General features: G+C 70.9%; 21 protein-coding genes. 4 read left to right on the top strand and 17 right to left on the bottom strand.

What is annotated here, in order from left to right; translation table 11 throughout:
• Positions 1 to 92: 92 nt before the first annotated feature.
• The 16 genes from AQI70_RS08655 to AQI70_RS08590 form a co-directional block, all read right to left on the bottom strand.
• The gene (locus AQI70_RS08655; RefSeq protein WP_062146556.1) at positions 93 to 1,013 is read right to left on the bottom strand and encodes an SRPBCC family protein; all 921 of its coding nucleotides are present in this window, start codon (positions 1,011 to 1,013) and stop codon (positions 93 to 95) included.
• Positions 1,014 to 1,139: 126 nt separating this feature from the next.
• Positions 1,140 to 2,783: a polyamine aminopropyltransferase gene (locus AQI70_RS08650; protein WP_062146554.1), complete on the bottom strand. Its 1,644-nt coding sequence runs from the start codon at positions 2,781 to 2,783 to the stop codon at positions 1,140 to 1,142.
• A 100-nt stretch (positions 2,784 to 2,883) separates the two neighbouring features.
• Entirely contained in the window at positions 2,884 to 3,450 is a 567-nt protein-coding gene (locus AQI70_RS08645) for a DUF2617 family protein (RefSeq protein WP_062146105.1), read from the bottom strand.
• A 402-nt stretch (positions 3,451 to 3,852) separates the two neighbouring features.
• Complete coding sequence (locus AQI70_RS39060) at positions 3,853 to 4,122, bottom strand: hypothetical protein (RefSeq protein WP_159042637.1); 270 nt, start codon at positions 4,120 to 4,122, stop codon at positions 3,853 to 3,855.
• A gap of 189 nt (positions 4,123 to 4,311) precedes the next feature.
• Positions 4,312 to 5,574, bottom strand: a complete 1,263-nt coding sequence (locus AQI70_RS08640; protein ID WP_062146103.1) for a tyrosine-type recombinase/integrase — start codon at positions 5,572 to 5,574, stop codon at positions 4,312 to 4,314.
• Positions 5,574 to 5,768, bottom strand: a complete 195-nt coding sequence (locus tag AQI70_RS08635) for a helix-turn-helix transcriptional regulator (RefSeq protein WP_062146101.1) — start codon at positions 5,766 to 5,768, stop codon at positions 5,574 to 5,576. The genes AQI70_RS08640 and AQI70_RS08635 overlap by 1 nt, the downstream gene beginning before the upstream one ends.
• A gap of 2 nt (positions 5,769 to 5,770) precedes the next feature.
• Positions 5,771 to 7,114, bottom strand: a complete 1,344-nt coding sequence (gene repSA, locus AQI70_RS08630; protein ID WP_062146552.1) for a replication initiator protein RepSA — start codon at positions 7,112 to 7,114, stop codon at positions 5,771 to 5,773.
• A gap of 47 nt (positions 7,115 to 7,161) precedes the next feature.
• The gene (locus AQI70_RS08625; protein ID WP_062146099.1) at positions 7,162 to 7,368 is read right to left on the bottom strand and encodes a hypothetical protein; all 207 of its coding nucleotides are present in this window, start codon (positions 7,366 to 7,368) and stop codon (positions 7,162 to 7,164) included.
• 88 nt (positions 7,369 to 7,456) lie between these two features.
• The gene (locus AQI70_RS08620; protein WP_062146097.1) at positions 7,457 to 7,774 is read right to left on the bottom strand and encodes a hypothetical protein; all 318 of its coding nucleotides are present in this window, start codon (positions 7,772 to 7,774) and stop codon (positions 7,457 to 7,459) included.
• A gap of 24 nt (positions 7,775 to 7,798) precedes the next feature.
• Entirely contained in the window at positions 7,799 to 7,954 is a 156-nt protein-coding gene (locus tag AQI70_RS38415; RefSeq protein WP_107116932.1) for a hypothetical protein, read from the bottom strand.
• A 9-nt stretch (positions 7,955 to 7,963) separates the two neighbouring features.
• On the bottom strand, positions 7,964 to 8,155 hold the full coding sequence (locus tag AQI70_RS08615) for a mobile element transfer protein (protein ID WP_062146095.1): 192 nt from the start codon (positions 8,153 to 8,155) through the stop codon (positions 7,964 to 7,966).
• Between the two features lie 19 nt (positions 8,156 to 8,174).
• Positions 8,175 to 8,822: a DUF2637 domain-containing protein gene (locus AQI70_RS08610; protein WP_062146093.1), complete on the bottom strand. Its 648-nt coding sequence runs from the start codon at positions 8,820 to 8,822 to the stop codon at positions 8,175 to 8,177.
• 75 nt (positions 8,823 to 8,897) lie between these two features.
• On the bottom strand, positions 8,898 to 9,092 hold the full coding sequence (locus tag AQI70_RS08605; protein WP_062146091.1) for a hypothetical protein: 195 nt from the start codon (positions 9,090 to 9,092) through the stop codon (positions 8,898 to 8,900).
• Between the two features lie 2 nt (positions 9,093 to 9,094).
• Positions 9,095 to 9,286, bottom strand: coding sequence for a hypothetical protein (locus tag AQI70_RS08600; RefSeq protein ID WP_062146089.1), 192 nt, complete (start codon positions 9,284 to 9,286; stop codon positions 9,095 to 9,097).
• Between the two features lie 84 nt (positions 9,287 to 9,370).
• Entirely contained in the window at positions 9,371 to 10,726 is a 1,356-nt protein-coding gene (locus AQI70_RS08595; protein WP_062146087.1) for an FtsK/SpoIIIE domain-containing protein, read from the bottom strand.
• Between the two features lie 3 nt (positions 10,727 to 10,729).
• Positions 10,730 to 11,086 (bottom strand): SCO3933 family regulatory protein, encoded by a 357-nt coding sequence (locus AQI70_RS08590; protein WP_062146085.1) that lies wholly within the window; start codon positions 11,084 to 11,086, stop codon positions 10,730 to 10,732.
• Between the two features lie 171 nt (positions 11,087 to 11,257).
• Here AQI70_RS08590 and AQI70_RS08585 point away from each other — a divergent pair, with 171 nt between their 5' ends.
• The 4 genes from AQI70_RS08585 (at position 11,258) to AQI70_RS08570 (ending at position 16,486) form a co-directional block, all read left to right on the top strand.
• Entirely contained in the window at positions 11,258 to 11,578 is a 321-nt protein-coding gene (locus AQI70_RS08585; protein ID WP_062146083.1) for a putative quinol monooxygenase, read from the top strand.
• Positions 11,575 to 12,810 carry a helix-turn-helix domain-containing protein gene (locus tag AQI70_RS08580; protein WP_062146081.1) on the top strand — a complete coding sequence of 412 codons (1,236 nt, stop codon included), beginning with the start codon at positions 11,575 to 11,577 and terminating at the stop codon, positions 12,808 to 12,810. The genes AQI70_RS08585 and AQI70_RS08580 overlap by 4 nt, the downstream gene beginning before the upstream one ends.
• 1,197 nt (positions 12,811 to 14,007) lie before the next feature.
• On the top strand, positions 14,008 to 15,210 hold the full coding sequence (locus AQI70_RS08575) for a pyridoxal phosphate-dependent aminotransferase (RefSeq protein ID WP_062146079.1): 1,203 nt from the start codon (positions 14,008 to 14,010) through the stop codon (positions 15,208 to 15,210).
• A 70-nt stretch (positions 15,211 to 15,280) separates the two neighbouring features.
• On the top strand, positions 15,281 to 16,486 hold the full coding sequence (locus tag AQI70_RS08570; RefSeq protein WP_062146078.1) for a hypothetical protein: 1,206 nt from the start codon (positions 15,281 to 15,283) through the stop codon (positions 16,484 to 16,486).
• A gap of 21 nt (positions 16,487 to 16,507) precedes the next feature.
• On the opposite strand, the gene AQI70_RS08565 is transcribed toward AQI70_RS08570, so the two are convergent.
• Positions 16,508 to 17,038 (bottom strand): YbjN domain-containing protein, encoded by a 531-nt coding sequence (locus tag AQI70_RS08565; RefSeq protein ID WP_062146076.1) that lies wholly within the window; start codon positions 17,036 to 17,038, stop codon positions 16,508 to 16,510.
• Positions 17,039 to 17,082: the final 44 nt, after the last annotated feature.

Below are 17,082 nucleotides of genomic sequence, written 5' to 3'. Positions count from 1 at the left end.
CCCGGGGTTGAAGGGGCGGAGCCCCTGGGGGATGGGACGGGTAGGGGCGGCGGGGGCGAGGAAACCCCCAGCGGCACCCCCGTCGGGCAGCCTCAGCGCCGCCGCCGCAGCATCCGCCCCACCACGATCGCCGACGCCAGCACGAGGGCCGCCGCCGGAGCCGCCCACCGCAGCGTGGAACTCGGCATGACGGTCTGCGGCGCCGGAACCGGCGCGTAACGCCCCCGCGGCGGGGCATGGTCCACTTCCTCCGCACTGCGCCCGATCATCGTCCGCCGAGCATGAGCCGCCTCGGCGACGGGCGGCTCCCCGCCCCCGGCATCCGCAGCGCCCTCGTCGCCCTTGTCGCCCTCAGCCCGCTCCGCATCGCCCCCGTCGTGCGTCTCGTCGGCCACCGGATCGGGCGACGGCGGCGGAACCTCGGCGTCGAATACGGACGTCGGCCCCGGCTCCGGCGCCGCGGCATCATCGGCATCGGGGGTCGTCTCGAAGTCACTGGTGACCCGCGTCTCGAACTCCCCGGGAGCCAAGGGCTCCGGCTCCAGCGTCTCGGCCTCGGCGCCTTCCTGCTCCGCCTCCGACGCCGTCTCCCCCGCCACAACTCCCAGCTGCTCCCCGAAACGGTCCAGCAACCGAGCCACGGCGGAGCCGACCGCCTCCGCGGCAAACTCCGTGACGCGCCCGTCAGCCGAAGCGGTCCCCTCGATCCTCAGCGTGGCGCCGCCCTCGGCCTCCCGGACCCGCAGCGTCAGCGCGAGCTTGACGGAGCCGGTCCCGCGCGCCTCGGTGGCGTCGCCCTCGACGGCGTACGAACCGTCCTCGTGCCCGGAGACACGCACAGCGCCCCGATAGGTGATGGTGTGACCACCGACCCGCACCTTCAATCGCCCGGCGACAGGCTCGGCTCCGGCGTCCTGCTGGAGCCCGGGAACCGCCCGGGCCACCCGTACGGGATCGGCCAGCACCTCCCTGAGCCGCTCGGCCGCAACCGGAACGAACACCTCATGCTCCATGCTGAGCGAGCCTACCCAGCATGGCGTGAATCGCACCCGCACATCCGCGGATTCTCACCGTCCCCCGCCGCGCCAGGCGTACCCTCCCCGCCCCTCAGCTCCCCGCCCCCTCAGCTCCCCGCCCCCTCAATACCGCGGATGCACCAACGTCGACGCCCCCAACCCCCCGACCCGCGTCCCCTCCGCCGCCCGCGCATCCGCCACCAGCCCCTCCCGCGTCAGCGTCACCAGCCGCGGCGTCCCCTCCCCCGCGCCGAGCCGCAACGGCGGACGCTGCCCCCGGCCCGCCAGGATGAACCCCCAGTCGTGCGGTGCGGCGGTCGGGCCCGCCGAGCGGTCGGGGCCGGGGGCGAAGCCGGAGTCGCGGCCGGTGACGCGGTACGGGGCGGTGCGCAGGCCCGCGGCGCGGAGGGTCGTGTCGACCGTCCAGAAGACGCGGGGGCGGGACGAGACGGGCCCGGCGTGCACCGCCAGGCGGCCGTGCGGGGTCAGGGCACGGCGGGCGAGGCCGTAGAACTCCTGTGAGTACAGCTTTGTGCTGGCCGTGATGCCGGGATCGGGCAGGTCGGAGAGCACGACGTCGTACGTCGCCGGCGGCGCCGCCCGCAGCCAGCGGAAGGCGTCGCCCGTCATGACGTGGACGCGGGGGTCGTCGTACGCATGGCCGTTGAGCTCGGACAGCGGAGGGTCCCGGCGGGCCAGCCGCACCACCGCGGCGTCCGCCTCGACGACGTCGACCCGGTGCACGTCGGGATGGCGCAGCACCTCACGCGCCGCCAGCCCGTCACCGCCGCCCAGGATGAGCACACGGCTGTGCTCACCGCTCATCGCGGGGTGGACCAGCGCCTCGTGGTAGCGGCGTTCGTCGCGGCCGCTGACCCTCAGGCGGCCGTCGAGGAAGAGGTCGAGGGGGCGGCCGTGCGTGCCGCCGGTGATGACAACCTCCTGGAGCTCCGTCTGGAGCGCCACGCGTACGTCCCGCCCGTACACCGCGTGCCGTGCCGCCCGTTCGAAGTCGTCGACGAGTACGGCGGCGGAGGCGAGGACGCCGAGCACGGTGACGTTGGCGATCACCAGCAGCCAGCGGGCGCGGCGGGTGAGGTCGCCCCGGAACAGGCCGAGGACCAGCGCGCCGCCCGCCACGGCGTTGACCGCGCCGGTGATCAGGGCCGCGGTCAACTGGCCCAGCAGGGGCAGGAGGAGGAAGGGGAAGGCGAGGCCGCCGACGAGTGCGCCGACGTAGTCCGCGGCGAACAGGTCGGCCACCGCGCCGCCCGCGTCCTGGCGCCGGATGCGCTGGATGAGCTCCATCAGCAGCGGGACCTCGGCGCCGATCAGCAGGCCGATGGTGAGGGAGAAGGCGACCAGGAGGCAGCGGGGGCCGTTGCCCCACATGCCGCCCCAGTCGCCGGTCCAGGCGAAGACCGCGTACAGGGCGAGCGCGCTGCAGCCGCCGACCAGGGCGAGTACGGCCTCGATGGCGCCGAAGCCGGCCGCGGCCAGCGGGCGCAGACGCTTGGCGACCAGGGAGCCGATGCCCATCGCGAAGACCATGACGGACAGGACGACGGAGGCCTGGGTGACCGAGTCGCCGATCAAGTAGGAGGCGAGGGCGACGAGTTGGAGTTCGTAGACGAGCCCGCAGGCGGCGCAGACGAAGACGCACGCGAGGACCAGGAACCGTCCCGTTGCCGGCCGGACCGGGAGCCGCGCACGGCCGCCCCGCGGTGGCGTGGTGCCGGGTGGGGCGGGGGCGTGCGGTTCGATCACGTTGCGACGGTACGTCACGTCTGCGGCACGCTTCGTCACCCACACGTGTGTTGTTGGGGCGCGGCACGTTTGTGTGACCGTCAACGGGGCTGCCGTCCCCTCACACTCCCCCGAGCTCCAACGGGCGGGAGGCACCCCCGGACTGGCCGAAGCGCGCCACCGGTACCCGTACGCCCACTCTGGTCCGCGTGGCCACCAGCTGTCTGTCCTGGGGATACGCGTGCCATGTCCGCCAGTGCACCTGCCCCTCGTGGTGCTGCGCCAGCATCGCCGTGAAGGCGTGCGGGCTGCCGGGGAACACGCCGGCGAGGCCGTGCGGATGGTCGGAGACCAGGGCCAGCAACTCCTGTGCCCGGCCCGCGAACTGACCGGGTGACAGGGCCTCCACCCGTGCCGCGAACTCGTACTCCCAGTCACCCACCCGCTTGGCCACCCCGAGCGGAAGGGGCGTGCTGCTGCCCGGCATGCAGGCCACCGTCTCCGAGCAGTCGCCCCGCTTCTCCTCCAGGAGCACCTGGTGGGACGCGCCGAGCAGTCTCAACTGAAGCTTCGCGCCGGTCAGTTCGAGGTCGAGCGTGGCCAGCGCCGGCAGCGGCTCCCGCCCCAGGGCCCAGGCGAGGTCGGCCGCGCGCGTGTCGGTATAGGCGGTGTTCAGGGTCGTGAGCATGGATCGGCTCCGCTTGCACCAAAGGAAGGGGAGGTGTCGGTCTCGGCGCACCCCGGACGACACCGGTAGATCGGCCCAGTCAGCCCAGTTCGGCCGGTGAGAAGGGGTCCGCGGGGCGTCCGAAGGGCTGCATCGGTGATTTTCAGGGAATCATGAACTGTCGCGCCGTCACAGCGTTTTTACCCAAGTTCGTAGGGTTTCCATCCCTCCGAGGGCTTATCAGCTCAACTGTTCAACTCCGGCGCACGCCGGTACGGCCCAGGCGTGCGCCGGGGCCCGGCCGATCCCCTTGGGAGCCGGGCGGGCGAGCCGTACGAGAAACAGGAAAGCGGGGCCGGTCCCAGGCACCGGCCCCGCTCCTCCCGGATGCGGTTCCCCCTCGGGGAGCTCAGCTGCCCCGTGTCAGCTGCCTCCACCACCGCATCCGCCCCCGCCCCCTCCTCCGCAGGACGACCCTCCTCCGCAGGACGAGCCGCCACCGCAGGACGAACCCCCCGAGCCGCCGTCTCCTCCGCCGGCCCACCAGCTGCCGCTGCTGCCGCTACCGCTGCCGTGCGCGTGCCCCCTGCGGCCGTGCGAGCGGTGGGCCGGGCGTCCGCCGCTGCGCGCGATGGACACGAAGATCACCACGAACACCACTGCGACCAGCGCCACGACGATGCCTGTACCCATGGCGTCAGCCTCCTTCCGTTCCCCCGAAGCGGATCGAGGCGTCCCCCCGTGGGCGCCTCCGCTCGGTGCGTGCGAGTGAGATGCCCGGCCGCCTCACGGCCCAAAGCAGAGTTGAGGAACTTCAGAGGGTTCTAACGCAGAAACGGCCCCTGACCTGCATAGAGGGGCAGGTCAGGGGCCGTCTGTGCCTCACTGGGCCGTCTGTGGGCCGTGATCTTCCTGAGAGTGATGCTGAAACACCGAGTCGATGGCACGGCGGGCGCGATCCCGGCTGTCGGGCATCAGGTGGGCGTACACCCGCAGCGTCAGCGCCGGGTCAGAGTGCCCCATGTACTCGCTGATGGCTTTGATGTTCTCACCAGCGTCCAGCAACGCGGAGGCGTAGAAGTGTCGCAGGGCGTGCATCCCGTGCTCACGCGCCGACTCGTACTTGCCGTTCTCATCCGCTTCCGGGATGAGGCCCGCGACCGCGAGAGCGGGCTTCCACTCCTTGCCGTTGAAGTTGCTCCGCCACACCATTCCCCCTTGCTCAGCCGTGAAGATCAGACGGGCGGACACCTTCGGCCCCTCCGGAACGTCCCACGGCAACGTGATCTCTACGGGCTTGTAGACGTCCATGTGCGCCCGGAGCGCGTCCGCCACAGAGGCGGGCAACGGCACATCCCGTTTCTTGCCGCCCTTGGGGAGCGCGAACACCGGGTGCCCTTCCACGTGCTTGATCTGCCGGACCACATGGAGTGTGCGCCCGTCGGCGTCGATAGCGTCCTCTGCCAGCCCGAACACCTCGCCCTGGCGCAGCCCGCATCCGGCGCCGACATCGACCATTGCCCGGTACCTCTCCAGGAGTGCCGCTCGAACGGCGAACACCTGGGCGGACTGCCATGGGACCACTAGGTGCGCGTCACGCTTGGGCCGCCGAACGCTCCGTGCACTGCACGGGTTGCGGGACAGCAGCGAGTCATCGACGGCGGCAGCCAGAACCGACTGAACGTCCGCGAAGATGTTCCGGGCGTAGGAAGGGCCGACGCCGGGCTTCGCCTCGAGCGCGGCGAGGAGCTCCCTGATGTGCTCGGGCCGGAAGGTCCCGATCGGTCGGGAGCCAAGCACCGGGTAGACGTGCAGCCGCAGGCGCCGACCGAGTTCCTTCCGGCTCATCGGGCTCGGAGTCTTGCTGTCCAACCACTTCTCGGCGTACTGCCGGAACGTGATCCGTACGGACTTGGGATCGGTGTACTGACCGCGCGTCATGTCCGTCTCGATGGCACTGAGCCACTTCTCAGCAAGACGCTTCTTGCCATCGGGGAAGCTCTTGGACTTCTCGGAGCCGTCCGGACCGATGTACCGGGCGCGGTAGCGCATGCCCGTGCCGTACCGTTCGGTCTTGACCTTGACGGGCTTGCCGTCCGGGCCCTTCTCGGTCTTGTACCAACGGTCTTGGATGTGTCCGGCCACTACGCGGCCCCTTCCACGAGGGAGCCGACCCAGGCGCGCACGTCGTTAGGGTCGTAGCGCAGGTGACGGCCGACGCGGAAGCCGCGGGGGCCGGTCCGCTTCCGGCGCCACTGGTAGACGGTCTCGACGGGCACGCCAAGCAAGTCCGCGAGATCAACCGGCGTCAGGTAACGGTCGGGAAGTTCGCGTGCCATCGTCACCACTCCCCCTCTGCGGGCAGTTCGGCGAGCGCTTCGCGGGCGGTTTCGCGGTTGAGCTGGAGATCTCGGGCGATGGACGCGGCGAGGGCGGATTCCCCGGGGGTGTGGCCGTGTCCGGCGTACTGCCAGTCGGCCAGGACCAAGACGGTGTCCGGCTCGACGTCCTCCAGGCCGAGAGCTTCGCGCTCTTGGGCGGCGCGGAAGTCGGCGCGGGCCTGGCGGAGGGCGCCGAGGGTGGTCGAGTAGCGGCGGGACTTGGAGCTGAAGTGGCCCCGGAAGCCGAGCATGTGGGCCCAGGCCCACAGACGGCGGTCCGGGTACACCTCATCCATGTCCCGGCATGCGGTGATCAGGCGGCGGGCGTGGTCGGGGACGCCGTGGCGGTCGAGTTCAGCGAGTTCGCCGATGCGGCGATCAAGGGTGCCCGTGTTCTCAGCGGCTTTGGTGGCGTACTTGGCCACGTAGGAGGCCACGGCCTGTTCCGTCAGCTCTGAGCCGTCGCCGAACGCCTTCACGGGCCGGACATCGAGCTGTCGGCCCCAGCGCAGACGCCAGCCGTCGAGGTAGCCCGCCTCTTCGTTGGGCGGCACTGTGATCGTGGTGTACGGGTGCGCGGCGGCGGCCCGGATCGCGTCGGTGAGCAGATCAGTGCTGGCCCACGACGGCGGCGGGGAGTCGGGGCCGTCCGGGCCGTCGAGGCGGATCACGGCATGGAAGTGGACGGCGCCGCGCTTCTGGAACTCGGCAACCTTGCCGTAGGAGACCCGGCAGATGTCGGCGAGTTCACGTTGGGTGAGCCCGGCGCGGGCGGCGATCTCTCTGCGGAGCCGGTTCGTGAAGCGCATCCACAGTTCGCCCGCATGGTTGTTGAACAGCACGGCGCCCGCGTAGTCGTAGGTGGCCGGGTCGAGGGCGGTGCCGAGTGCCGGATCGTCCGGGGTGTGCCGCGTGCCGCAGCGGCAGACGCCTCGGTCGGGCCGGTTGTGGACCGGGCCGAAGGACGGTGCGGTCAGGGTCGCGAAGACCCTGGGGTGATCACGGATCGTGGCGGGGATGTCGCGGCGGTCGTCGCCGACGAGCCCGGCTCGGATCAAGTGGTAGGTGTCTCCGGCGTAGGTCCAGGCGCAGGCCGGGCAGCGGGAGGCACGGCGGTTGCCGCAAGCGACACGGAGCCGTCCGCCCGGCTCACCCTCGGTCGTGTAGCGGTGGAGGGTCTCGCCGGTGGTCTTGTCCTTGTGTACCACCCAGCCGCGCAGGTGGATGGGGTCGGCGCAGCCTCCGGTGCGGCGGATCTGGTCTTGCCAGCGGTCGAAGCCCGGATCCCCAGCCACCCTCAGCATGTCGGCGAGGGTGACCGGGTCCAGGCCCGCGAAGGTCGCGGGATGCGTCACGCGGCCACCTCCACGTGCGCGGCGGTCAGGCGGGGGCGGAGGGGAACGGTGCCGGTGCCGTGGCAGGTGCCGCAGTCGACGAGGAGGAGGACGCGGGAGCCGTCGCGGTGGCGGGTGCCGGAGGGTACGGCGGCGGTGGCGAAGCCGTCGCAGTTCGGGCAGATCCGCGCGGTTGTGGTGGTGGCCGGGGTGGGGCCGGTCATGATGGAGGTTCCTTCCGGTTGAGAGATCGGACAGGGACGGCGCCCGGGCGGCGGATGCTTGGCGGTATCGGAGCCGCCCGGGGGCCGGTCAGCGTCGCTTCGCCTCCGAGGCGAGGAGCGAGCGCAGGACGACGGCGCACACGGCGGCGGAGACGCCGGTGATGGCGACCGCGAGGAGCATGGAGACCAGGACGGCGCCGACGACCAGGACCACGGCGGTACCGCCGCCGACGAGGGCGAGCGCGGTGCCGGGCGTGAGCTGCACCGTGGGACGGGACGGCGCGGGAGCCAACAGGGCGGGCGGCGGGGTCTGGGTGGCCGGGACGATGGCGGTCGGCTCCACCACGGCGGGCGGGGTCACGTGGCCGGTCGGGGTGGGCATGGTCGGGATCTTCGGGCGGAGCATCGGTGAACTCCCCTCAGAGTTGGGCTACTTGACGAAGGTGTTGATGGCGGGGGCAAGGACGCTGTCGGCGAGGAGGAAGCCGCCGAGCAGGAGGACGGCGATGAGCCAGGCGGGCGGGCGGATGAGCTTGACGCCGAGGTAGCCGACGACGAGCAGGGCGAGCCAGAGCGGAACCTGCACGGTGGCCTCCTAGCGGACCTTGCAGCGGTGGGTGCGGGCGGCGAGCTGGGCGGCGGACTGGCTGGAGTAGTCGGCGGACCAGCCGCAGCGGTCGGCGGTGCACACGGCGGCGTGCTTGGTCTGGCCGGTCCGGTCGCAGTGGGTGCCGATCTGCACGGGGCCGATCCGCATCACGGAGTGGAAGAAGTCACGGGCGGGCATGAGCTGATCTCCTTGTCAGTCAGGCGAGTTGGGCGGCGATGGCGTCGGCCATGGAGGCGGGAACGCCGAGGCGGGCGCGCAGGGTGTCGGTGTCGATCGGCGAGCCGGTACGGGCCTGGTGGTCGGCAGCGACCTTGCGGGCGTGGTCGACCAGCGCGGCCGGGACCGACACGGCCAGTGCGGGGCCGGCGACCGGAAGGGCCGGGGTGTCGTCGGCGGCCGGGACCGGCTCCGAGTCGGGAGCGGGATCGTGCTCAGGGGCCGGGGCTGCGGGCGCCGGCGGAACCGGCACCCGGTCCCGGGCCGGAGTCGGCGAGTGCGCAAGGAGCGTGCCGCCGAGGAAGGCGAGGGCAGGCCATCCGGCGACGCCGAGCCGGAGCAGGGCGGGCGGGTGGTCCAGGTCGAGGAATCCGGCGGTCGCGACGTTGGCGCCGAGCGAGGCCACCAGGGCGACGACAAACCAGCACCAGGCCAGCCGGGACGGGCCATCGGTCCGCAGCCGTCGCCAGGCAGCGACCAAAAGCAGGTCGACGCTGACCGGGTAGGCCCAGGCTTTCCAGCCGGTCTGTCCGGCAGCGGCAGCAAGGTCGTGCAGGTGGGCGAACGACAGGGCACCGGCGATCACGGCCTGTACGAGGACGGCGTCCGGGCGGAGTGCGGGGCGCATCGCGGGGTCTCCTTCCTGGGGTTGGGCCAGGGGCGGGCGGGGATCGGTGTCCGGCCGCCCGGCCCCGGGCGGTGTTCAGTCGGTGGGGGCTTCGCCGGTGCCCCAGCAGGTCAGGCACAGGCCGGTCTGGTGGTCGTCGGTGGTGCGGCCCTTGCGGGTGCCGACCCGGACGGCTTCGGTGATCTCGCCGTTGCCGTCGCAGTCCGGGCACGTCGCGGGCTTCGGCTTCGCGGTCCGGCGGCGGGCGGCGGGCTTCTTCGCGGCGGGCATGGTCACCACCCCTGGCCGGGGTACTCGGGACCCTCGTTCGGGTCGAAGCCGGGCGGCGGCTCGGGCAGCGAGACGGCCAGGCACGAGCCCACGGCGTCGACGAAGTCCAGGTCGGCACCGTCGGTGTGGGCGTACAGGGCCAGGTCGCCGAGCAGCGCCACGGTGCGGGCGAAGTCCTCACAGCGGGGGCACATGGCGGGCGCTCTCCCTTCCTTTGGGCATGGCTCGGGTAGGGACGTGGCGCGAAGCGGTCGCGCAGACCGTGGAACGAGGAGTGATCAGGCAGCGGCCGGGGCGGACTCGACGGCCGGGCCCGGGACGGACTTCGGACCGCCAAGGGCAGGCCGGAACGGGGCCAGGGCGGGCAGGTCCGGGGTCAGGTCGGCGTGCCGGTTGCAGGTGTTCACGGCTTGGCGCAGCGAGGTGTGCGGGGCGCGGATGCGGTGCCAGCCACCGGTGGAGTCCGCGGCGATGGCTATCCCACGCATCTCGGCGGGGATCTGGATGGCGGCGAGCACGGCGTCCGGGGCGATGTCGCCGAAGGCCATATTCGCGCTGGTCTCGTCGTTGACGCGGTGCGCGGTGCGGCCGGTGAGCTGGGCGCGGAGCATGGTGATGCCCTTGCCGAGTTCGGAGCCGAAGCGCTGCCCGCAGATCTCCAGGTAGATCCCGGCAGCCCTACCGAGCTGGGCCAGGCGGACCAGGGCGGTGATGATCCGGTCCCGCCGCCTCTCTTCCTCCTTGTTGGTGAACAGGGCGAGTTCGGCGACCTCGTCGACCAGGACCACGATCGGCACCGGGCGCAGGTCTTCAGGCAGGTCCCAGATGTTCGCGGCGATCTCCGCATCCGGCACGTCAGCGGTGATCCGCTGCTCAGCCCGGATGAGTTGGTAGACGTCCCCCATGTGGGCAACCAGCGCATCCAGCAGCTCGGCGGCGTTGTCGGGGTTGTCGGCCAACGCGGAGAACCGGCGGGCCATCGAGAACAGCTCCACGCCCTGTTTGCAGTCGATGCCGACCAGGGCGACGTGTTGCGGGGCGAGCGCGGCCACCAGGTTGCGCTGATACACGCTCTTGCCGGACTCCGTGGCGCCGAGCGTGAGACCGTGCGGAACGGCCCGGTAGTCGCGGTAGTGCACGGCGCCGTCCTCGCGCAGGGCGACCGGGACCCGCATCGGGCGGGTGTCCGTCTTGGCGGGCATCTGCACCCGCTTGAGCACGTCATAGCCGGTCATCCGCACCTCAACCACGCCGGAGCGCAGTTCACGGGAGGTGACGCCGTACATGGCGAACGAGTGCCGCAGCCGGTCACACGAGGCCGCCACGTCGAAGGCGTCCTGACCGGGCCGGAGCTTCAGCCGCAGCACCAGGCCGGTCCGGGTCGGCCGCAGCCGCAGGATGCGCGGAGCGCGAGGACCAGGAACGGGCCAGTCGGTGGCCCGGGCCAGGGCCAGACGCCAGCGCGAGGGCGGGACGGTCAGGCCGCAGGCGTCCATCACGGACGGGTAGCGGACCAGGACCCGCAACGCGGCGAGGGTGGCCCCGAAGGCCAGCCAGTACCAGGCGGGGCGCCGCCACCGCAGGAGACCCGCAGCGGCGACGACCAGCACCAGGGCGACGGTCAGCCACGTCATGGCTCAGGCCGCCTTCGGCTTCGAGGCACCGGCGGCCAACGACGTGACGGCGACCGCGCGGAAGGCGATCCCGTGCCGCTTCTGGCCGTTGAACTCGTTCTCCCACGGCCGGGCGATCAAGCCGGTGAGCGCGACCGAGGTACCCATCACCAGCTCGCCGGAGATGCCCGGCTCGGGGACGGTGATGGACAGGATCTCGACCTCGTCGTTCGCCGCGAACATCACGTCGACCGTCATCAGCTTCGCGCCGGTGTCGGCGTCGGTGGCGATCTCGCCGGTACGGCGGTCCTTGACCTTGGGCTGCGGGGTCTTGGCGACCATCACGGTCGCGGCGGAGGTGTCGACGGGGATCTGACGCATGATGGAGTCTCCCTTTTGGGATGAGCCCCGGGCTGCGTTGTGATCTTGGCGGATGGCACGCAGCCCGGGGCGGCTTGTTGTTGCGACACCACCGAAGCTACTCGCAGAAAAACTGCGACTAGTAGCAGAACTCCGAGTCTGGGAGACTGAGTGCGACGAGAGGAGACAGGAATGGCCAACTATGGGCTCTTTGTTCGCTTCACGCTGCGCGACGGGGCAGGCGGGGCATTCGATGCGCTGATCCGAGAGACCACTGCAGGGATCCGGGCCCACGAGCCCGGCACGCTGGTCTATGCGTGCCACGAGGTCGAGGGTGCACCCAATGAGCGGATCTTCTTTGAGCTGTACGCCGACCAGGCCGCCTTCGAGGAGCACGAGCGTCAGCCCCACACGCGTCACTTCCTGGCGGAGCGCGCCAAGTACGTGGAAAAGACCGAGGTTGACCGCCTCCAGCCGTATGCAGGCAAGTACCCCGCCGGAGCCGAGAAGTGACGGCTTCAGACACCAAGACTGTCGGCCAGAGGGTTAAGGAGCTGCGCCGCGCCGCAGGCATGTCTCAGAGCGACCTTGCCGCCGCGATGGGACGTTCCGAGAGCTGGGTTTCGCAGGTCGAAAGAGGCGTACAGCCCGTCGAGCGGCTATCAGTCCTTCAGGCTCTCGCCGATGCGCTCAACGTGCCCCTCCGCGACCTTCGGTCCGACGCTGCTCCGGCGGAGGAAGCCGAGCCAGAGGAGCTGACGAAGAGCAACGACCTCGACGGTCTGCGGGTAGCCCTTACCGGTCACCCCGCGCTGGGCAGCCTCTTCGAGCAGCCCCCGGCCGAACCGACTCCATCGCTTGCCGAGTTCCGTCAGCAAGTAGACGAGGCGTGGACTCTCGTCCATGCGTCGAGTTACGCGGCGCTGAGTGATCATCTCGCCAAGCTGCTCCCGAGCATCGAGGCCGCCGTACGGCACGCGCCAGCAGGCGAGCGCACGGAACTTCACGCCCTACGCGCCAAGGCGTACCAGGTGGCCGCAGCAAGCTTCACCCGGCAAGATCAGGCGGATGCGGCGTGGGTCGCGGCCGACCGAGCACTACAGGCAGCCGAACTTGCGGGGCAGCCGTTGGAAGTCGTCGCGAGTCTGTTCCGAATGGCGCACGCCTTCATGCGGCAGCAGCACATGGACCAGGCCGAGCAGGCAGCGCAATCCGCCGTGGCCGTCATGGGTCCGAAGACAGAGTCCCCGACGTGCCCGGCGGAAGAGCTGTCGCTCTTCGGTGCCATGAACCTCGTTCTTGCAGTGATCAACGCGAGGGAGGGCAACCGAGGGCGGACCCATGAGCACATCGACCGAGCGCGCGGAATCGCAGCGCGGTTGGGCGGTGACCGCAACGACTTCGACACGGAGTTCGGGCCGACGAACGTCGAGATCCACGCCGTGAGCACGGCGGTGGAGTTGGGCGATGCGGGGCTTGCCCTAGAGGTGGCCCAGCAAGTTGACGCATCAGGCCTTTCCCCTGAGCGGCAGTCACGTTTCCTGCTTGACGTGGCGCGGGCACACGCGCAGCGGCGACACGTCGGCGAGGCCACAGCCGCACTCATGGAGGCCGAAGCCCTGGCGCCCGAGCAGATCCACGACCACCACCTGGCCCGAGAGGTCATCCGCGACTTGATCCAGCTCTCGGACCCTCGCATCCCCGAGTCGCTGCGCAGCTTGGCCGAGCGGAGTGCCGTCATCTAGGCACCCGAAGCGCCATGCGGTGGAAGTTTCCCTACATCATCAAGGCCCCCGCGCACGGCGCGGGAGCGCGCCGCCTGTACGGCGGGGCGCCGACGACTGCGGGGGCGTGGGACGGGGAAACCCTCTGTGGCTGGGGCGGTCGGCTCCACGGCTTTAGGCAGCCACTTTGGGGCGAGCCTCTAAGATCTTGGCCCCAACGTCGTGCTTTAACGGGCAGGTCCACAGACTGCCCGACTCGCCGGAAGCTTAAGGGGCCAAGATCACTCGCCCCAAAGCAGCTCCAGCCCAAAGCCGCTCCACCGACCTCGTTGCAGCCGCGCTAGGCGGTGTCGAGGGCTTCCCGAACGGCGCGCCTGAAGTTTGCTCTGGGCGCTTGAATCGCCTCCATCGCGGCATCGAATCTTTCTTCCCATCTGGACAGCCCCCGCTGTCGACCACTCCTCAGAGCGTCCCGCCAGTCGGTTCCTGCTGCGTCTAGTTCGAAGAGAGCACTGATAAGAGGCTCGGCCGCAGCGGTAACCTGCGAAGGGCCAGCGACAGAAACTGCAGCGACAGCAGAGCTGAACTCAGTCCACAGTTCATGTGCTCGAAGGTAACGTTCCTCACGCACCGCCTCGTCAGCGCCGTTGGTGCGCAAGGTGTCAGCAGCCACCCACCATCCGGCTGCGAGTCGCTCACAGCAGTCCAGTAACGCCGTATATGCCTGACGACGCATGTCGTCGCGCCAACGGTCCCGATCTGCGCGTTGTTGCCCACGCTGCCCGAGCATTGTGAACAGGCTGCCGCCGAGTCCACCCACCGCACCTACTGCGGCCCCGATCACTGCCGCTATCCCGGAATCCATGGCGGGCTATTAGATCGTCAGAGAAGTTCCGCCGCAAGATCAACGACGGCTCCGCTGATGCCGTACAGCAGCGATGTACAGCAACCTCGCCGAACAGCACCGACCGTCCCTGCTTGTCCCGAACCGGTTGACCAGTACAGAAAGCCTCAGCAACCGTCCCGCCCGTAGTTCGCATCGAGGAGCACCGCGACACCCCCGCCCGGGCCGTCTCTGGGCCGTGCGGGGGTGCTCAACGACGACAGACGACGACAGTCGGCGACGGCTCCTCCCCTGCTCAGAAGCCGTGCATCTGGTATCGGCGCAGGTGCCGATCAATGAAGCAGAGTTGAGGAACTCCAGAGCTTGGGCGCAGGATGACCGCCATGACCTCCACCACCCGCCCCTTGCTCAACCGCCGGCTCGCCGAGTTCGGGACGACGATCTTCGCCGAGATGTCCGCGCTGGCCCTGCGGACCGGGTCCATCAACCTCGGTCAGGGTTTCCCCGACACGGACGGCCCCGAGGAGGTCCGCGAGGCGGCCGTGCGGGCCCTGCGGGAGGGCCGCGGCAACCAGTACCCGCCGGGCCCGGGCATCCCCGAGCTGCGCACGGCGATCGCCGCGCACCAGGAGCGGCGCTACGGGCTGTCGTACGACCCCGACACCGAGGTCCTGGTCACGGCGGGCGCCACCGAGGCCATCGCGGCGGCGCTGCTCGCGCTGCTGGAGCCGGGCGACGAGGTCATCGCCTTCGAGCCGTACTACGACTCGTACGCGGCCTGCATCGCGATGGCGGGCGGGACGCGGGTGCCGGTCACCCTGCGCCCGCACGTCGACGAGGGCGGCGCGAGCTTCCGGCTCGACCTCGACGAGTTGCGTGCCGCCGTCACCGACCGCACCCGGCTGCTGCTGATCAACACCCCGCACAACCCCACCGGCACGGTCCTCACCCGCGCGGAGCTGGCCGCGATCGCCGAGCTGGCCGTCGAGCGGGATCTGCTGGTCGTGACGGACGAGGTGTACGAGCACCTGGTCTTCGACGACGCCGAGCACCTGCCGCTCGCCGGCTTCCCGGGCATGCGCGAGCGGACGGTGACCATCGGGTCGGCGGGCAAGAGCTTCTCCTTCACCGGCTGGAAGGTCGGCTGGATCACGGCCGCGCCCGGGCTGGTGGCGGCGGCCCGCTCGGCGAAGCAGTTCCTGACGTATGTCTCGTCGGGGCCGTTCCAGTACGCGGTCGCCGAGGCGCTCGCCCTGCCCGACAGCTACTTCACGGCCTTCCGCGCGGACATGCTGGCCAAGCGGGACCTGCTGGCGGCGGGGCTGGCGGAGGCGGGATTCGGGGTGTTCAAGCCCGCGGGCACCTACTTCATCACCACCGACATCCGCCCTCTCGGCGAGAGGGACGGCTTCGCCTTCTGCCGCGCGCTGCCGGAGCGGGCCGGGGTCGTCGCCATCCCCAACGCGGTCTTCTACGACCACCGGGAGGCGGGGGCACCCTTCGTGCGGTTCGCGTTCTGCAAGCAGGCGGAGGTGCTCCAGGAGGCGGTGAAGCGGCTCAAGTCCCTGGCGGGGTGAGCCCTGCGAAACCGTACACGCTGGACGGGCAATGCTCGCGTATGCCGCTTTTGCCCTGCAATGTTCCGGTGTGACTCATGTCAGCACCCTCGCGCCGCCCGCCGTCACCCCGCGCGAAACCGCCGGGCGCACGGCCCCTCGCAGGTCTCTGCCGGTCGCGGCCGGTACCGCTCTCGGTCTGTTCGCCGTCGCCCGGCTCGCCGGCCTGACCGTGGTCGCGGCCGTCGCCTGGGCCACCGGGGACAAGCGGCCGCTGGCGCTGCTCGGACGGTCCTGGGACTCGCTGTGGTACCTGGGGATCGCCGCGCACGGATACGGCCGCACCCTGCGCTTCGAGCCCGGTGCCGTCCAGAGCGACCTGGCGTTCTTCCCGCTGTACCCGGCGCTGGTGCGGGCCGTCGCCACGCTGACCCCGCTGGGCGGCGGCGCCTGCGGGCTGCTCGTGTCGTGGTCGGCGGCCGGGGTGGCCGCGTGCGGCGTCTACGCCCTCGGCGCCCGGCTGCACGGGCGGGCGGTGGGCACGGCGCTCGTGCTGCTGTGGGGCCTGCTGCCCCACTCGGTCGTGCTGTCCATGGCGTACACCGAACCCGTCCTCACCGCCTTCGCCGCCTGGTCGCTGTACGCGGTGCTCGGCGGGCGCTGGCTGTGGGCCGGGGCGCTGGCCGCGCTGGCGGGGCTGGCGCGGCCCAACGGGTTCGCGGTCGCGGCGGCCGTGCTGGCCGCGGCGGCGTACGAGGCGTGGCGCGGCCGACGGCAGACCGGCGGGGTCACCCACAGGCTGTGGACGGGCGCCGCGCTCGCGCCGCTCGGCTGGGCCGCGTATGTGCTGTGGGTGGGCCATCGCACGGGCGACCTGCTCGGCGGGTACTTCGAGGTGCAGCGCCGGTGGGGGTCGACGTTCGACTTCGGCCGGGGATCGGCGCGCTTCGTCCGGCATGTGCTCCTGCACGGCGACCGCTTCGTCTTCCCGATGACGATGGTGATCGTCGCGGCGGCGGTCCTGCTGTACGGGCTGCTGCTGGCCGACCGCGCCCCGCTGGTGCTGCTGGTCTACAGCGGCGTATTGCTGCTGGTCGCGCTCGGCGGGTCCGGGTTCTTCGAGTCCAAGCCCCGCTTCCTGCTGCCCGCCTTCCCGCTCCTGCTGCCGCTCGCGCGGGCGCTGGTGCGGACGGCGAGAGCCCGGCCCTGGCACGCGGCCGTGGTGGCCGGTGCCCTGGCCGGGCTCTCCCTCACCTACGGCGCGTATCTGGTCGTGATCGCCGATACGCCGCTGTAGGCACGTCTGCTGTCGGGCGGCTTACTCGCCGTCTTCGTCCTCGGGCTTCTCCGCCTCGTTGACCTCCTGCTCAAGGCCGAGCTGCTCGACGAGCCACTTGTCGAACTCGATGGCGGCCCGCACCCAGCTGACCGTCGACGAGACGAAGTGCTCCAGGCTCACGCCGGTGCCGATCAGCATCTGCGCCTCGCCGATCAGGCGGACGGTGCCGTCGTCATGCGTGTGGCTGTACACCTTGGGCCACAGGGTCCGGCGGTTCCAGTCGTCGATCGACTCCAGGAGCTGGGGCTTCTCGTCGATCTTGTGGGGCCGGTCGTAGAACGTCCGCACCGAGAAGACCTGCTGTTCGCCCTCGCCGCGGAACATGAAGTACGTACGGAACTGCTCCCACGGCGCCGCGAGGTCACCCTCGTCGTCGACGACGTACTTCAGCTCCATCTGGTCGAGGAGCTGCTTCACGAGGTCCTGATCCGGGACAACGGGGCCGGGCGGCGGCCCGGGCTGCGGCTGCTGCCCCCCGAAGTTCGGAATCGAGGACGGGTCGATGCTCACCGTGATTTTCCCTTCGTACGGATCCCGCCATCCTCCCCCATGCG

This window comes from Streptomyces curacoi, assembly GCF_001513975.1.
GTDB lineage: Bacteria > Actinomycetota > Actinomycetes > Streptomycetales > Streptomycetaceae > Streptomyces > Streptomyces curacoi.
This window is presented reverse-complemented; position numbering and strand designations above follow the sequence as displayed.

Coding starts and splice junctions, on each gene's coding strand:
- AQI70_RS08635 (WP_062146101.1), bottom strand. CDS start 5,768: ATGGCACGCGAACTTCCCGACCGTTACCTGACGCCGGTTGATCTCGCG.
- AQI70_RS08590 (WP_062146085.1), bottom strand. CDS start 11,086: ATGCGTCAGATCCCCGTCGACACCTCCGCCGCGACCGTGATGGTCGCC.
- AQI70_RS08615 (WP_062146095.1), bottom strand. CDS start 8,155: ATGCCCGCCCGTGACTTCTTCCACTCCGTGATGCGGATCGGCCCCGTG.
- AQI70_RS08620 (WP_062146097.1), bottom strand. CDS start 7,774: ATGCTCCGCCCGAAGATCCCGACCATGCCCACCCCGACCGGCCACGTG.
- AQI70_RS08595 (WP_062146087.1), bottom strand. CDS start 10,726: ATGACGTGGCTGACCGTCGCCCTGGTGCTGGTCGTCGCCGCTGCGGGT.
- AQI70_RS39060 (WP_159042637.1), bottom strand. CDS start 4,122: ATGGGTACAGGCATCGTCGTGGCGCTGGTCGCAGTGGTGTTCGTGGTG.
- AQI70_RS08575 (WP_062146079.1), top strand. CDS start 14,008: ATGACCGCCATGACCTCCACCACCCGCCCCTTGCTCAACCGCCGGCTC.
- AQI70_RS08605 (WP_062146091.1), bottom strand. CDS start 9,092: ATGCCCGCCGCGAAGAAGCCCGCCGCCCGCCGCCGGACCGCGAAGCCG.
- repSA (WP_062146552.1), bottom strand. CDS start 7,114: ATGCTGAGGGTGGCTGGGGATCCGGGCTTCGACCGCTGGCAAGACCAG.
- AQI70_RS08600 (WP_062146089.1), bottom strand. CDS start 9,286: ATGTGCCCCCGCTGTGAGGACTTCGCCCGCACCGTGGCGCTGCTCGGC.
- AQI70_RS08610 (WP_062146093.1), bottom strand. CDS start 8,822: ATGCGCCCCGCACTCCGCCCGGACGCCGTCCTCGTACAGGCCGTGATC.
- AQI70_RS08645 (WP_062146105.1), bottom strand. CDS start 3,450: ATGCTCACGACCCTGAACACCGCCTATACCGACACGCGCGCGGCCGAC.
- AQI70_RS08625 (WP_062146099.1), bottom strand. CDS start 7,368: ATGACCGGCCCCACCCCGGCCACCACCACAACCGCGCGGATCTGCCCG.
- AQI70_RS08655 (WP_062146556.1), bottom strand. CDS start 1,013: ATGGAGCATGAGGTGTTCGTTCCGGTTGCGGCCGAGCGGCTCAGGGAG.
- AQI70_RS08585 (WP_062146083.1), top strand. CDS start 11,258: ATGGCCAACTATGGGCTCTTTGTTCGCTTCACGCTGCGCGACGGGGCA.